Origin of the sequence: Amycolatopsis sp. H20-H5, assembly GCF_035828755.1 — a bacterium.
Taxonomy (GTDB): Bacteria; Actinomycetota; Actinomycetes; order Mycobacteriales; family Pseudonocardiaceae; genus Amycolatopsis.
Window position 1 is genome coordinate 23,591 of record NZ_JAYMZS010000051.1, and the last position, 15,641, is coordinate 39,231.

Consider the following 15,641-nt stretch of genomic DNA (forward strand, 5'->3'; position numbering starts at 1 on the left):
TGGACCTGGACGCGCTGGACGTCACGGCCATCGACGTGGACGAGCCGGAGGCAGCGCCCCGGGCAGATGAGCCCGAGGCCACCGAGAGCGAGCCCATGGCCGAGATGGACGCCGAGTCCGAACTGGTCGCCGCGGGCGACCCCGGCGTGCTGCCGGACGTGACCTCCGACGAGCTGCTGGAGGCCTCGCTCGAGGCGTTGCTGCTGGTCGTGGACTCGCCGATCGACGAGCAGGCGCTGGGGGACACGGTCGGTCAGCCCGCCTCCCGGGTCACCGTCGCGCTGCGCACGATGGCCCAGAAATTCACCGATCGGGCGAGCGGAATCGACCTGCGTCGAGTGGGTGAAGGGTGGCGGTTCTACACTAGGGACACCTATGCCCCGTTCGTCGAGAAGCTCCTGCTCGACGGCCAGCGTTCAAAACTGACGCGGGCCGCGCTGGAGAGCCTCGCCGTGATCGCCTACCGGCAGCCGGTGACCAGGGCCAGGGTCGCCGCCGTCCGCGGGGTCAACGTGGACGGCGTGATCAGGACGCTCCTCGCGCGCGGCCTGATCGAGGAGACCGGTACCGACTCCGACACCGGTGGCACGCTTTACGTGACGACCGAGCTGTTCCTGGAGCGACTGGGGCTGTCGTCACTGACCGATCTGCCCCCCATCGCTCCTTTGCTACCCGAAGTGGATTCCATCGATGACATCTGACCCGCACCCCGACGGCGTACGCCTGCAGAAGGTGCTTTCGCAGGCCGGTATCGCCTCCCGGCGCGCCGCCGAGGACCTGATCACGCAGGGCAGGGTCGAGGTCGACGGCAAGATCGTCACCGAGCTCGGCCGCCGGGTCGACCCGGAGGACGCCGTCATCCACGTCGACGGCACCCGCGTCAACCTGCGCGAAGACCTCGTCTACCTGGTGCTGAACAAGCCCAAGGGCGTGCACAGCACGATGAGCGACGACAAGGGCCGCCCCTGTGTCGGCGACTACCTGCGCGGCCGCTGGGAGGAGACCCCCGGCATCGTGCACGTCGGGCGCCTCGACGAGAACACCGAGGGCCTGCTGCTGCTGACCAACGACGGCGACCTCGGCCACCGCCTGATGCACCCCTCGTTCCAGGTCCTCAAGACCTACCTGGCCGAGGTCGAGGGCATGGTCCCGCGCGGACTCGGCAAGCAGCTGCGCGCCGGCATCGAGCTCGACGACGGCCCGGTCAAGGTCGACCAGTTCCGCGTCAAGGACATGCAGGCCGGGCGCACGCTCATCGAGCTGGTCATCCACGAGGGCCGCAAGCACATCGTCCGCCGCCTGATGGCGTCCACCGGGTTCCCGGTGCGGAAGCTCGTGCGCACCGCGCTGGGCGACGTCCAGCTGGGCGCTCAGCGTCCGGGTTCGATCCGGCGGCTCAACCGCGGCGAGGTCGGGTCGCTCTACCGGAACGTCGGTCTTTAAGCTTCTAGTGTCATGAAAGGGTCGTTCAGGGCAATTTTTGCCCTGAACGACCCTTTCATGACACTCAGGGGCCGAGTCCCCACTTTCCGCTCTACTGCCGCTGGTGATCTTGGCCGAAGCTGGAGCCCACGGGAATCGGTGGGAAGGCGGGACCATGCGCTTGAGGGCGTTGGGTGTGCTGGCGGCGGTAGTCGCCGTGGTGGCCGGGCTGGCGCCGGTGGCGGCGAGCGCCGCGGCCGGGGTCAAGGGTAGTGAGCCGGTGTACGACTTCGCTTCCGCGGTGCGGGAGACGGTCTGGGTCGACATCGGCCGCGATGGTGACGGGGACGGGAAATCCGACCGGGTCGCCGCCGACATCGTGCGGCCGAAGGAAGCCGCGGACCAGGGCATCAAGGTTCCGGTCATCATGGACGCCAGCCCGTACTACTCGTGCTGCGGACGCGGCAACGAGAGCGAGCTGAAGACCTACGACGGGTCCGGGCGGCCGGTGGGCTTCCCGCTGTTCTACGACAACTACTTCGTGCCGCGTGGGTACGCCGTCGTGCTCGTCGATCTGGCCGGGACCAACAAGTCCCGCGGCTGCGCCGACATCGGCGGGCCGTCGGACGTCGGTTCGGCAAAGAGCGTCGTCGACTGGCTCAACGGCCGCGCGCGGGGGTACTCGCAGGCCAGCGGCGGCAGCGTGGTGAGCGCGGGGTGGACGAGCGGGAACGTCGGCATGATCGGCAAGTCCTACGACGGCACGATCGCCAACGGCGTCGCCTCGACCGGGGTCGACGGGCTCAAGACCATCGTGCCGATCTCGGCGATCTCGAGCTGGTACGACTACTACCGCTCCGACGGCGCGGTCGGCAACGCGGGCGGTCCCGCCGGGCTCGCGCAGACCGTCGAGTCGAACAACCTCGGCCAGGACTGCTCGGCGGCGAACCGCACGCTGACCCAGGGCGTGCCCGCGAACGGCGACTACTCGCCGACCTGGGCCGACCGCGACTACGTGGCCAAGGCGCAGAACGTGAAGGCCAGCGTGTTCGCCTCGCACGGCGTGAACGATCTCAACGTCAAGACGATCAACTTCGGCCAGTGGTGGACCGCGCTCGCGTCGACCGGCGTCGACCGCAAGCTCTGGCTGTCCCAGACCGGCCACGTCGACCCGTTCGACTATCGGCGCGCCGAGTGGGTCGACGCGCTGCACCAATGGTTCGACCACTACCTGCTGGGCATCGACAACGGCGTCGAGAAGACCGCCCGCGTCAGCGTGGAGCGTCAGCCGGACGTCTGGGCCGACCAGACCGCGTGGCCCGCCGCGGGCAGCACGCCGACCCCGATGCGGCCGCGCGCCGGTTCGGTGGCGGGCGTCGGCACGTTGAGCTCGGGGGCGGCGGTGGCGGGCAAGGTCTCGTTCACCGACAACCCGCGCCAGAGTGAGACGACCTGGGCCGCACAGCCGACGCAGTCCTCGTCGTCCCGGGTGCTCTACACGACCGGCCCGCTGGCGCAGGATCTCCACCTGTCCGGCACCGGCACGGTGACCGTGAACGCGACGCCGAGCACCTCGTCCGCGCGGGTCTCGGCGGTGCTCGTGGACTACGGCCAGCAGACCATCCGCAACTACGGCGGCTCCGGTGAAGGCATCAAGACCGGCACCACCGAGACCTGCTGGGGAGCGAGCACCACCGGCGACGACGCCTGCTACAAGGTCACGAGTGCGGACACTGCGAACGTCGGGCTGCACATCTTCAGCCGCGGCTGGGCCGATCTGGCGAACTACAAGTCGCTGAGCCAGGAGTCCACGCTGACGCCGGGGCAGGCGTACACGATGACCTTCCGGCTGGCGAGCACCGACAAGATCGTGCCGAAGGGCCACCAGCTGGCGCTGATCATCGGCGGGACCGACGCGGGTTTCGTCGGGGCTCCGGCCCAGTCGCCGAAGATCACACTGGACCTGGCGAAGACCTTCGCCACCCTGCCGGTCGACGGCCCGGCGCCGTCGTTCACTGCGGCGGGCTCCCTGCCCGGCGCGCCGTTCCAGCTGACGCCGTCCACGATGGCCGGTCTCGACCGCGGCTGACGCTTCCCCCGGCGCGGACGATTTGCGGGCGTGAAACGTATCAAAGGCGGCACCGCCGGGCGGCCGCCGTCCATGGCCCTGCATCGCCGTGCGGCTCGTGGCGCCGCAACGGCTGGGTGGAGCGGATCAGCTCACGCGGGTCGCCACTGAGCGCCCCGGCGGCCCTGGCTTGCACGAGGATGTTGCCCAGTGCGGCGGCCTCGACCGGACCGGCGACGACCGGCAGTCCGCACGCGTCCGCGGTCAGCCGACAGAGCAGCTCGTTGCGGGCCCCGCCGCCGACGACGTGCACCACGTCCGCGTGCCGTCCCGACAGCCGCAGCGCGTCGGAGACGGCGTCACGGGTGGCCAGCGCGAGGCTGTCGAGCACACAGCGGGTGATCTCGGCGCGGGTGCGGGGTTCGGGCTGCCCGGTTTCGCGGCAGGCGGCCGCGATCTCCGACGGCATGTCCGCGGGAGCGAGGAACCGGCCGTCGGTGGCGTCCACGACACTGCGCAGGCCGGGGAAGTGCTCCGCGGCGGACAGCAGCGATGGCAGGTCCGTGTCGCCCCACCGCCGCTGGCACTCCTGCAGCAGCCAGAGGCCCATCACGTTGCGCAGGAAGCGGATCCGCCCGTCCACCCCGCGTTCGTTGGTGAAGTTGGCCTGGCCGGCCTCGGCGGTGAGCACCGGTTCGGGCAGTTCGAGCCCGGCCAATGACCACGTGCCGGAGGAGACGTACGCGAAGTGCTCGTCCCTGGCGGGCACGGCCGCGACGGCGGAGGCCGTGTCGTGGGAGCCGACGGTGAACACCGGGACGTCGTGGTGCAGTCCGATCTCGTCGAGCACCGCGGGCAGCAGCCTGCCCGCGGGTTCGCCGGGGTCGCGCAGATGCGGGAACAGCCCGGCGGACAGGTCACCCGCCGAAAGCGCTGCCGCGGACCAGTCCCCGGTGCGCGGGTCGAGCAGGCCCGTGGTGGACGCGTTGGTGCGTTCGGTGCCCAGCCGGCCGGTGAGCCAGTACGTGATCAGGTCGGGGACCAGCACGGCCTGTGCCGCCCGGCCCAGATCGGGATCCGCCGCGAGCTGGAACAGTGTGTTGAACGGCTGGAACTGGGTGCCGGTGGCCGCGTAGAGCTGCTCGGCGGTGGTCTTCGCGAGAACCCGCTCGACGCCGCGTGCGGTCCGCTGGTCGCGGTAGTGCACGGGATTGCCCAGCAACGACCCGTGCTCGCCGAGCAGGCCGTAGTCCACGGCCCAGGAGTCGACGCCGACGCCGTCGAGCCGCCCGTGCACGGCGGCCGCGGCCCGCAGGCCGTCCAGCACTCCCCGGTACAGGCCCAGGATGTCCCAGTACAGCGTGCCGTTCACCAGGACGGGCCGGTTGGGGAACCGGTACGCCTCGGTGAGTTTCAGCGTTCCCTCGCCGACCTCGCCCAGCATCACCCGCCCGCTCGACGCCCCGAGGTCGACCGCGGCGAACAGCTTCATCGCAGGAACGCCGCGGCGACCCCGGCGTCGACCGGCACGTGTAATCCGGTGGTGTGGCTCAGTTCCCCGCCGGTCAGCACGAACACGGCGTTGGCTACGTGTTCGGGCAGCACCTCGCGTTTGAGCAGGGAGCGCTGGGCGTAGAACACCCCGAGTTCCTCCTCCTCGACGCCGTACACGGCCGCCCGCTGCGCGCCCCAGCCGCCCGCGAAAATGCCGGAGCCGCGCACCACGCCGTCGGGATTGACACCGTTGACGCGGATGCCGTGCGTGCCGAGTTCCGCCGCGAGTAGGCGGACCTGATGCGCCTGGTCGGCTTTCGTGGCGCTGTACGCGATGTTGTTCGGGCCCGCGAACACGGCGTTCTTGCTGGCGATGTACACGATGTCGCCGCCGATGCCCTGCGCGATCATCGCCCGCGCGGCCGCCTGCGAGACCAGGAACGAGCCGCGCGCCATCACGTCGTGCTGTAGGTCCCAGTCCTGTTCGGTGGTCTCCAGCAACGGCTTCGAGATCGACAGCCCGGCGTTGTTGACCACCAGGTCGACGCCGCCGAACGCGAGCGCGGCCGCGTCGATCGCGGCCGCGATCTGGCGGGAGTCCGTGACGTCGGCGGTCACCGCGACAGCCCGGTCCGCCCCGCCGAGCTCGCGTGCGACCTCTTGCGCGGCCTCGGCGTTCAGATCGGCGACGACCACGCACGCGCCTTCGGCCGCCAGCCGGTGCGCGATCGCCTTGCCGATCCCGGACCCCGCGCCGGTGACGAGCGCGACGCGGGTGGCCAGCGGCTTGGGCTTCGGGCGGCGCTGGAGCTTCGCCTCCTCCAGCGTCCAGTACTCGATGCGGAACTTTTCGCGCTCGTCAATGGGGGAGTAGGCCGACACGGCTTCCGCGCCGCGCATGACGTTGATGGCGTTGACGTAGAACTCGCCCGCCACCCGCGCGGTCTGGGCGTCGGCGCCGAAGGAGAACATGCCCACGCCCGGCACGAGCACGATCGCGGGATCCGCGCCGCGCATCGCGGGGGAGTCCGGGGTCGCGTGCCGCTCGTAGTAGGAGCGGTAGTCCTCGCGATAGGCGGAGTGCAGTTCACGCAGCCGGTCGACGACCTCGTCCATCGGCGCGGACGGGGGCAGGTCCAGCACGAGGGGCCGGACCTTGGTGCGCAGGAAGTGGTCCGGGCACGACGTGCCGAGCGCGGCGAGCCGGGGGTGCTCGGCGCGGGCCAGGAATTCGAGCACCGGCGGCGAGTCGGTGAAGCGGCCGATCTGGCGGTGGTCGGTGGACGCCAGACCGCGGATCACCGGGGCGAGCGCGGCCGCGCGGGCGTGGCGTTCGGCCTCGGGAAGTGGTTGGTAGCCCTCGATTTCCGGGCCGAACGGCGTCGCGCGGCCGTGCTCGGCGAGGAACTCGGCCGCGGTGCGGATAATCTCCAGCGAGTGCGCCTCCGCGTCGTCGGCGGTGTCGCCCCAGGCCGTGATCCCGTGTCCGCCCAGCACGCAGCCGATCGCGTCCGGGTGGGCCTTCGCGATCTCCGCGATGTCCAGGCCGAGCTGGAATCCCGGCCGTCGCCACGGTACCCACACCACGCGGCGGCCGAAGCAGCGACGGGTCAGGTCCTCCCCGTCGGCCGCTGTCGCCAGTGCGATCCCGGAGTCGGGGTGCAGGTGATCGACGTGGGGGGCGTCGATCAGCGCGTGCATCGCCGTGTCGATCGACGGCGCCGCCCCGCCCCGGCCGTGCAGGCAGTAGTCGAACGCCGCGACCATCTCGTCCTCGCGGTCCGGGCCGGGATACACGGAGGTCAGTGCGCGCAGCCGGTCGAGCCGGAGCACGGCCAGCCCCGCTTCGGTGAGGGTGCCCAGATCGCCACCGGATCCCTTGACCCACAACAGGTCCACCGGTTCGCCGGTCACCGGATCGGTGGCCGTGCCCTTCGCCGAGGTGTTGCCGCCGGCGAAGTTCGTGTTCGCCGGATCGGCGCCCAGCCGGTTCGACCGGGCGAGTAGCTGGTCCACGGTGCTCAGGGCGGCCGCGAAGGCGGTCATCAGGGTCTCCGCTCACGTTTTGAAACGTTTCAGGTGCATGGTAGGGTTCGTGCCTGCTGAAGGCAAGAGTGAGGGCGGGGATGGCCGGGATCAAGGACGTGGCACGGGTGGCCGGGGTTTCCATCGGCACGGTCTCGAACGTGGTGAACCGCCCGCACGTGGTTTCGGCGGCGACCCGCTCGCGCGTCCAGTCGGTGATCGAGGAGCTCGGCTACGTCCGGGACGAGTCCGCGCGCCAGCTCCGCGCCGGGCGCAGCCGCACACTCGCGCTCCTCGTGCTCGACCTCGGCAACCCCTTCTTCGTTGACATCGCCCGCGGTGCCGAGGAAGCGGCGTACGACGAGGGACTCAACGTCATCACCTGCAACAGCGGCCAGCGCGGTGATCGCGAGGCCGCGCACCTGGCGATGCTCGCCGAGCAGCGGGTGCGCGGAGTGCTGCTGAGCCCGGTGGACAACTCCGGCCGCGGCCTCAAGGACCTCCGCCGCAGCGGGATCCCGTACGTGTTCGTCGACCGTTCGGTGCCCACGGCGGAGGCCTGCTCTGTTTCGGTCGACGACGTCGCGGGCGGCACGCTCGCCGCGCGCCACCTCGTCGAAGCGGGTCACCGCCGCATCGCGTTCGTCAACGGCCCCTCGCTGCTGGTCCAGTGCCGCGATCGCGAGCGGGGTGTCCGGGAGGCGCTCGCCGAGGCCCCGGCACCCGGACGGACGCTGTCCGTGGTCGAGGTTTCCGGGCTGGACGTCGCTTCCGGGCGCGACGCCGGTGCCCGGCTGCTCGGCATCAGCCCGCGCCCGACGGCGGTGTTCTGCGCCAACGACCTGCTGGCGCTGGGCGTGCTCCAGGCGATGGTCGCCGCGGGGGTGCGGGTGCCCGACGAGATGGCGATCGTCGGCTACGACGACATCGAGTTCGCCGCGGCCGCCGCCGTCCCGCTCACCTCGGTCCGCCAGCCCGCCGCCCGGCTGGGCCGCACGGCCACCGAGCTGCTCATCGCCGAGACCGTCGAGCCCGAGAACGGTCTGCCGTCGCACGAGCACCAGGCGGTCGTCTACTCACCCGAGCTGGTGGTCCGCGACTCCACCCGCGTCCGGCGCTGAGGGCGTCCCGAGGGTGCGGTACAGGACGTGCAGGCCCACCCGGCCGAGAGCGGGATGCGCGAAAGCGCCGGGAACCGTTCCGACGACGTCGAAGCCCTCACGCCGGTAGATCCGCACCGCGGCGTGGTTCGACTCGGCCACGGCGTTGAACTGCATTCCCGCGTAGCCGTGGTCCTCGGCCCAGTTCAGGGCGAAGCGGCACAAAGCCGTCCCGACGCCGCGGCCCCTGGCGGCCGCGGCGACCATGAAGCTCGCGGTGGAGACGTGCGCGCCGGGGCCCGGCCGGTTGGTGCCCATCTTGGCGGTGCCCAGGAGCCGGCCGTCGCCGACCGCGACCACGGTCAGCCCCGGCGGCCGCTCCACCCAGAGCTCGTGGGCCTGCTCGGCCGACATCGCCGGGTCGTAGGTGAACGTCTCGCCCGCCCGCACGACCGCACGCACGATCGGCCACAGCGCGGGCCAGTCGGCCTCGGTGAACTCCCGGATCAGCACGGGTGGACGTTAACGAGGACCCCCGCCGCCGACAACCGGATAACCCGGACCGGTGGTCATCCAACGAACGGCGGATTTACAACGTTGTATCAACGATGTAAAAAGTGACCTGCGCAGGGTCGCGTTCCGGCGGCCGCCATCGAAGGGGCCGCTGATGTCCGTCGAAGACCGCGAGAACCCGACCTCCCTGTCCCGCCGCGGCGCGTTGCGCCTGGCCGGTGTCACCGCGGCGGCGTTCGCCGCGAGCTCCTGGCTACCGGCGTACGCCTCGGCGGCGCCGGCGGGCACGTTCAGCCCGATCCGCCCGCCCGCCACGCCGCTGCTGGTCCGGTCGCCGTACCTGAGCACGTGGCAGGGCGCGGACAACCTGGCGGGCAGCTGGTCGACGTTCTGGGCGGGCCACATCACCGCGCTGTGCGGGATCGCGCGCGTCGACGGCGTGGCGTACGTCTTCGCGGGCGCTCCGGCGTTGCCGTCGGGACCGGCGCTCAGCGTCATGACGCAGACCTCCCTGCAGGTCACCGGCACCCGTTCGAGTTACGTGCTGACCGGCGGCGGGGTGAGCCTCACGGTCACCTTCCTGTCGCCGGTCGACCCCGGCGACCTGCGACGCCAGAGCGTGCCGTTCGGGTACGTGAGCATCCAGGCCGCGAGCTCCGACGGCCGCGCGCACAGCGTCGACCTGCACTTCGACATCTCGGCGGAATGGGCGCACGGTGACAACACCGCGCGGGTCACCTGGGCACAGCAGCAATCCGGCGGGATGACCATGCTGAGCTTCACCCCGGCCAGCCCCGGCGTGCTGGGGGAGAACGGCGACCAGGCGAGCTGGGGTTCCGTGGTGCTCGCCGCGCCGACCGGCGGCGTGACCTGGCAGATCGGCCAGGACACCGTCGTCCGCGCCGCCTCGGCCGGCCAGGGCGGGCTGGGCAACACCAGCGATTCCGCGCAGCCACGGGCGATCAGCGACCGCTGGCCGGTGCTGGGCTTCAACAAGAACCTCGGCACGGTTTCGCCGGGGGCTGCCCCGGCGCCGTTCACGCTGTCGCTCGGGCACGTCCGGACGCCCGCCGTGCGGTACCTCGGCGCCGAGCTCAAACCCTGGTGGACGCACTACTGGGCGTCCTGGGCGGAGATGGTCGTGTGGTTCGACGGGGACTACCCGGCCGCGCTGGCCGCCGCGACCGCACTCGACCAGCGGCTCCACGACGACGCCGTCACCGCCGCGGGCGGCGGGACCACCGGCGAGCACTACGCCGGGATCTGCGCGCTCGCACTGCGCCAGGCCTTCGGCGGCACGGAACTGGTCGACCGGGGCGGCTCGCCGTGGGGCTTCCTCAAGGAGATCTCGTCCAACGGCAACATGTCCACTGTGGACGTCATCTATCCCGCGTTCCCCGGCCTGCTAGAGCTTTCCCCGGCGTACCTGCGGCTGGTGCTGGAGCCGCTGTTCGACTACGCGGAGCGCGGCGGCTGGCCGAAGGAGTTCGCCGAGCACGACCTCGGCACCCACTACCCCGACGCCACCGGGCACAACGACGGCAACGAGGAGAGCATGCCGGTCGAGGAGTCGGCCAACATGCTGATCATGTCCGCCGCGCTCGTCCAGCGACTGTCCTCTTCGGACTCGGCGGCGTTCGCGGCGGCGCACTACCCGATCCTGCGGCAGTGGGCCGAGTACCTGGTGGGCAACACCCTCGACCCCGGCTACCAGAACCAGACCGACGACTTCACCGGGTTCATCGCGCACAGCGCCAACCTCGCGCTCAAGGGCATCATCGGCGTCGGTGCGATGGGCGTCATCGCCAGTGCCACCGGGCACACCGCCGACGTGCAGCGCTACACCTCGATCTCCCGCAGTTACATCAGCCAGTGGGTGACGCTGGCACAGGACTCGTCGAACCAGCACCTCAAGCTGGCCTACGACCAGCCCGGCACGTGGAGCCTGAAGTACAACGGTTTCGCCGACCACGTCCTGGGCCTCGACCTCGTGCCGTCCGGCGTCGCCGCGCAGGAAGCCGCCTGGTACCAGTCGAAAGCCGGGGCGCACGGCGTCCTGCTGGACCCGCGCAACAACTACACCAAGGCCGACTGGGAGCTCTGGACCGCGGCCTGGCTCGCCGGGCAGCCGAACATCCGCACCACCCTGGTCGAGGGCGTCTACAGCTTCGCCAACACGACACCGCAGCGGGTGCCGTTCACCGACTGGTACGTGGTCGCGGACGCCACGCAGCGCGGCTTCCAGGCCCGGCCCGTCGCCGGGGGATACCTCGCGCTGCTGACCCGCCCGGCGGCGTCGACCACCCTCTGGCGGCGGATCCAGAACCAGCGGTCCGGCAAGCTCCTCGCGGTGCAGGACATGTCGCTGGCCGACATCGCGGAAGTCACGCAGTGGCAGGACAACGGCACCGCCGACCACCTGTGGTCCCTGGTGGACAACGGTGACGGCGCCGTGCGGATCGTCAACCGCAACAGCGGCAAGGTCCTCGCCGTGCACGACCAGAGCCTCGACAACGGCGCGCACGCCCAGCAGTACCAGGACAACGGCACCCCGGACCACCTCTGGCGCGTGGTCGACGCGGGCGGCGGCTGGTCGAAGATCGTCAACGTGCGCAGTGGCAAGGTGCTGGCCGTGGACCAGCAGTCCACAGTGGATGGAGCGCAGGTGACCCAGTGGGAGGACAACGGCACCCCGGACCACCTCTGGCGCTTCCTCTGAGCATCCCCTCCGATACCTCCGTAAGATCGAAGAGGAGTCCCTCATGTCCTTCGCACGTCGTAGTTTCCTGAAGGCCACGGTCGCCGCCACCGGCGGGATCGCGCTGGGCGCTGCGTCCACCTCGGCCGCCTCGGTCGCCGCGCCGCTCTACCCTGGCAACCGCGCGCCGCTGCGTCCGGCCGCGTTCCTGCGGCTGCCGCCCGGCGCGGTCCGGGCGCAGGGCTGGCTCGCCACCCAGCTCGGCAAGCAGCTCGACGGGCTGAACGGCCGCTACCAGGAGATTTCGCACTACCTGAAGTTCGACAACACCGGCTGGGTGCACCCGGACCTCTACGGCTGGGAGGAGGTGCCCTATTGGCTGCGCGGCTACGGCGACCTCGGGTACGTCACCGGCGACGCCAGGGTGCTGGCCGACACTCGGCGCTGGATCGACGCGATCCTCGCGACGCAGGCGCCGGACGGGTACTTCGGGCCGAACGCGCACCGGTCCTCGCTCAACGGGCACGCGGACCTCTGGCCGCACATGCCGATGCTGCACGTGGTGCGTTCGTACGCCGAGTACACCGGTGACGGCCGGGTCGCCACCTTCCTCAGCCGGTTCTTCCGGTTCTTGGCCGCACAGCCCAAAGGGGTGTTCAGCGAGGGTTGGGGTGCCACCCGGTGGGGTGACACGATCGATGTCGTCTTCTGGCTGTACAACCAGACGGGTGAGGGTTTCCTGCTCGATCTCGTCCGGACCATCCACGCGGGCTCCGCGAACTGGCTCGGCAGCGCGTTGCCGACCGGCCACAACGTCAACCTGACCCAGGGTTTCCGCGAGCCCGGCCAGTACTGGGTGCTCACCGGCGATCCCGCGCACCAGGCCGCCGCTTACACGAACTACGACCGGATCCAGGGCCGCTACGGGCAGTTCGCGGGCGGCGGTTTCGCGGGCGACGAGAACGCCCGGCCCGGGTACGGCGACCCACGGCAGGGCTTCGAGACCTGCGGGATCGTCGAGTACATGATGAGCCACGAGATCCTCGGCAGGGCCACCGGCGACCCGGTGTGGGCCGACCGCGTCGAGGAGCTCGCGTTCAACCTGCTCCCCGCCGCGCTCGACCCGGCCGGGCGCGCGGCGCACTACGTCACCGCGGCCAACAGCATCCAGCTGGACCGGCAGGTGAAGACGCTCAGCCAGTTCGACAACGACTTCGCCATGCAGGCATACCAGCCCGGCATCGACAACTACCGCTGCTGTCCCCACAACTACGGCATGGGCTGGCCCTACTACGTCGAAGAGATGTGGCAGGCCACGCCCGACGGTGGCCTGTGCGCGGCACTGTTCGGCGCCTCGACCGTCACCGCGAACGTCGGGCCCGGTGTCCGCGTGACCGTCACCGAGACCACCGGCTATCCGTTCGACGACACCATCACGTTCGCGGTGAACCCCGCCAGTCCGGTCGAGTTTCCTTTGGTGATCAGGATTCCCGGCTGGTGCCCGGATCCGCGGCTCACGGTCAACGGGCAGCCGGTGTCCTCCGGCGCGGGCCCGCGGTACGCGACCGTGCGGCGGACCTGGCGCGGTGGCGACCGGGTCACGCTGCGGCTCCCGATGGCGACGCGCACCAGGACCTGGACGGGCAACCACAGCTCCGTCTCCGTTGACCGCGGCCCGCTCACGTTCTCCTTGGCGATCAAGGAGGATTGGAGCCAGGTCGCGGGCAGCGCGCAGTGGCCGGAGTACGAGGTCAAACCCGGCTCGGCCTGGAACTACGGACTGGTTCCCGGGGCGGCGATGGACGTCGTCGCGTCCGGCGGTGACGTCGCCGACCCGTTCACCCCGGCGAACAGCCCCGTGCGGATCACCGCCTCGGTGCAACGCCTCGACGCCTGGCAGGCCGACGAACAGAACGTGATCGCGGAGCTTGCCGACGGCCCGGTGGCAGCGACGACCCCGGTCGAGCGGGTCCAGCTCATCCCGATGGGCGCCGCGCGGCTGCGCCTCACGTCGTTCCCGCAGACCGGCGGCACGCGCGAGTGGAAGACCGGGTGGGTACGCGTGCAGAACAAGAACTCGGGCAAGGTGCTCGGCGTCGACCGGATGTCTACTGTGGACTCCGCGCAGGTCGTCCAGTTCGGCGACACGGGCACGGCCGACCACCTCTGGCGCACGATCGACCACGGCGACGGCTGGCTGCGGGTCCAGAACCGCCACTCCGGCAAGGTGCTCGGCGTGGACGGGATGTCGACGGCGAATTCGGCCAGGGTCGTGCAGTTCGACGACAGCGGCTCGGACGACCACCTGTGGCGCCTGCTGGACGACGGGGACGGCTGGTTCCGGGTCCAGAACAAGAACTCGGGCAAGGTGCTCGGCGTGGACCTCATGTCCACCGCGGACTCGGCGATCGCCGTCCAGTTCGACGACAACGGGACCGCCGACCACCTGTGGCGGTTCCTGGACTGAGTGGACGTCCGAAAACCGCCGGTGCCGGTTGTCGGCGGTGGTCATGCTGGTCCGCATGGGTGACACGTTCGAGGGAATTCTCGACCGGTTCTCGGCGGCCGGTGCCGGGTTCGACCGGCTCGCGCGGTGGGTGCGGCCCGATCAGTGGGCCGCACCGACACCGTGTGCGGAGTGGGACGTCCGGTTGCTGGTCAACCACATGACCCGCGGCAACCTCGGCTATGCGCGGTTACTCGAGGGTGGTACTGGAGCGGAGTTCGTGCGGCTGCGGGACGTCGACGCGCTCGGCGACGACCCGGTCGGCGCGTATGCCAAGTCCGTGCGGGTATGCGCCGAGGCCTTCGCCGCGCCCGGTGCACTCGAACGGGTCCTCGACTACCCACTGGGCCGGGTGACCGGGCGGCAGGCGCTCGCCGTGCGGACCACGGACAGTGTCATCCATACGTGGGACCTCGCTCGGGCGCTCGGGGCCGACGAGCGGCTGGAGCCCGATCTGGTCGTGTGGATCGACGAGAACCTCGACGAGATCTACGCCGGGTTGCCCGAAACCCCGGCCGCCCTTGAAACGACCCATCGCTTCTTCGCCGCTCCCGAAGGCCCGGCCGACCCTGCCGCGTCACGGCAGGACCGGCTGCTGCGGCGCATGGGCCGCTCAGGGACCGGCGGGTGAGGTGGCCGCCTTCGCGGGACTCTTCTTGCGCTGCAACGCTCTGGCCACCGGTTCGACGACCCGCGCGGCCGTCGGGCCGAGGATCGCCATCAGGAGCACGTACGCCGTCGCCAGCGCGGCCAGTTCCTCGTTGACGGCGCCCGCGGAGACGGCCAGCCCGGCGATGACGATCGAGAACTCGCCTCTGGCCACCAGCGCCGCTCCGGCGCGGGCGCGGCCCATCTTCCCGACCCCCTGTTTCCGCGCGGCCCACCAGCCGGTGCCGACCTTCGTCAGTGTCGTCGCCACCGCCAGCACGACCGCCCAGCCGAGGACCGGCGGGATGGTCGCCGGGTTGGTGTTGAGGCCGAACACCACGAAGAACACCGCGGCGAACAGGTCGCGCAGCGGCTCCAGCATGCGGGTGGCGTTCTCCGCGGTCGAGCCGGAGATCGCGATGCCCAGCAGGAACGCGCCGACCGCGGCCGAGACCTGCATCGCCGAGGCGAGGCCCGCGACCAGCAGCGCCGCGCCGAGCACCTTGAGCAGGAAGACCTCGCGGTCGGGGCTGTCCACCGCCGCCGAGACGTACCGGCCGAACCTCAGCGCGATCACCAGCACCACGGTGATCACCAGCAGGGAGATCCCGACGGCCTTGAGCCCGCCGAGCAGGCTCACCCCGCCCAGCACCGCGGTGAGGATCGGCAGGTAGAGGGCCATCACCAGGTCCTCGAACACCAGGATCGAGAGCACCACCGGCGTCTCGCGGTTACCGAGGCGGCCGAGGTCGCCGAGCACCTTCGCGATGATCCCGGACGACGAGATGTACGTGACGCCCGCCATGACGAGCGCGCCGAGCGGGCCCCAGCCGAGGATCAGCGCCACCGCCGCACCGGGCGCGGCGTTGAGCACGATGTCGAGCACGCCCGCCATCCACGAACGCCGAAGGCCGGTGAACAGCTCCGCCGCCGAGTACTCCAGGCCCAGCAGGAGCAGCAGGAGGACGACACCGATCTCGCTGGCCAGGTGGGTGAAGCCGCCGATGTCGGTCAGCGGGATGAGCCCGCCCTGGCCGAAACAGAGGCCGCCGATCAGGTACAGCGGGATGGGGGAGAGCCCGATCTTCCCGGCCAGGCGGCCGAGTGCGCCCAGCACGAAGAAGACCGCCCCAAGTTCGATCAGGGACAGTGCGGTGTGGTCCATGC

11 protein-coding genes are annotated in these 15,641 nt (G+C 70.9%); 7 read left to right on the forward strand and 4 right to left on the reverse strand.

The features are described from left to right. The first annotated feature begins 29 nt into the window (after nt 1–29). The 3 genes from scpB (at nt 30) to QMK34_RS25760 (ending at nt 3,511) form a co-directional block, all read left to right on the forward strand. Nucleotides 30–701 (forward strand): SMC-Scp complex subunit ScpB, encoded by a 672-nt coding sequence (gene scpB / locus QMK34_RS25750; protein ID WP_442785217.1) that lies wholly within the window; start codon nt 30–32, stop codon nt 699–701. After that, entirely contained in the window at nt 691–1,443 is a 753-nt protein-coding gene (locus QMK34_RS25755; RefSeq protein ID WP_326416942.1) for a pseudouridine synthase, read from the forward strand. Before scpB ends, QMK34_RS25755 begins: the two co-directional genes overlap by 11 nt. Nucleotides 1,444–1,597: 154 nt before the next feature. Then, nucleotides 1,598–3,511 (forward strand): Xaa-Pro dipeptidyl-peptidase, encoded by a 1,914-nt coding sequence (locus tag QMK34_RS25760; protein WP_326416944.1) that lies wholly within the window; start codon nt 1,598–1,600, stop codon nt 3,509–3,511. Nucleotides 3,512–3,551: 40 nt separating this feature from the next. Here QMK34_RS25760 and QMK34_RS25765 read toward each other — a convergent pair whose 3' ends face one another. Together QMK34_RS25765 and QMK34_RS25770 are read right to left on the reverse strand one after the other, a co-directional pair. Then, nucleotides 3,552–4,982, reverse strand: coding sequence for a rhamnulokinase (locus tag QMK34_RS25765; protein WP_326416946.1), 1,431 nt, complete (start codon nt 4,980–4,982; stop codon nt 3,552–3,554). Beyond that, on the reverse strand, nt 4,979–7,030 hold the full coding sequence (locus tag QMK34_RS25770; protein WP_326416948.1) for a bifunctional aldolase/short-chain dehydrogenase: 2,052 nt from the start codon (nt 7,028–7,030) through the stop codon (nt 4,979–4,981). The genes QMK34_RS25765 and QMK34_RS25770 overlap by 4 nt, the downstream gene beginning before the upstream one ends. A gap of 80 nt (nt 7,031–7,110) precedes the next feature. Between QMK34_RS25770 and QMK34_RS25775 the strand changes: the two genes are divergently transcribed. Further along, nucleotides 7,111–8,130: a LacI family DNA-binding transcriptional regulator gene (locus tag QMK34_RS25775; RefSeq protein ID WP_326416949.1), complete on the forward strand. Its 1,020-nt coding sequence runs from the start codon at nt 7,111–7,113 to the stop codon at nt 8,128–8,130. Here the strand turns inward: QMK34_RS25775 and QMK34_RS25780 are convergent. Continuing rightward, nucleotides 8,086–8,622, reverse strand: a complete 537-nt coding sequence (locus tag QMK34_RS25780) for a GNAT family N-acetyltransferase (protein ID WP_326416951.1) — start codon at nt 8,620–8,622, stop codon at nt 8,086–8,088. The two genes, QMK34_RS25775 and QMK34_RS25780, sit on opposite strands and share 45 nt — an antisense overlap. Before the next feature lie 154 nt (nt 8,623–8,776). Between QMK34_RS25780 and QMK34_RS25785 the strand changes: the two genes are divergently transcribed. The 3 genes from QMK34_RS25785 to QMK34_RS25795 are packed head-to-tail and all read left to right on the forward strand — an operon-like array spanning nt 8,777 to nt 14,457. After that, nucleotides 8,777–11,341, forward strand: a complete 2,565-nt coding sequence (locus QMK34_RS25785; protein ID WP_326416953.1) for a glutaminase domain-containing protein — start codon at nt 8,777–8,779, stop codon at nt 11,339–11,341. Between the two features lie 43 nt (nt 11,342–11,384). Further along, nucleotides 11,385–13,787 (forward strand): beta-L-arabinofuranosidase domain-containing protein, encoded by a 2,403-nt coding sequence (locus QMK34_RS25790; RefSeq protein WP_326416954.1) that lies wholly within the window; start codon nt 11,385–11,387, stop codon nt 13,785–13,787. Between the two features lie 55 nt (nt 13,788–13,842). Then, nucleotides 13,843–14,457, forward strand: a complete 615-nt coding sequence (locus QMK34_RS25795; RefSeq protein WP_326416955.1) for a TIGR03086 family metal-binding protein — start codon at nt 13,843–13,845, stop codon at nt 14,455–14,457. On the opposite strand, the gene QMK34_RS25800 is transcribed toward QMK34_RS25795, so the two are convergent. Beyond that, entirely contained in the window at nt 14,440–15,639 is a 1,200-nt protein-coding gene (locus QMK34_RS25800) for a cation:proton antiporter (RefSeq protein ID WP_326416956.1), read from the reverse strand. The two genes, QMK34_RS25795 and QMK34_RS25800, sit on opposite strands and share 18 nt — an antisense overlap. Between the last annotated feature and the right edge of the window lie 2 nt (nt 15,640–15,641).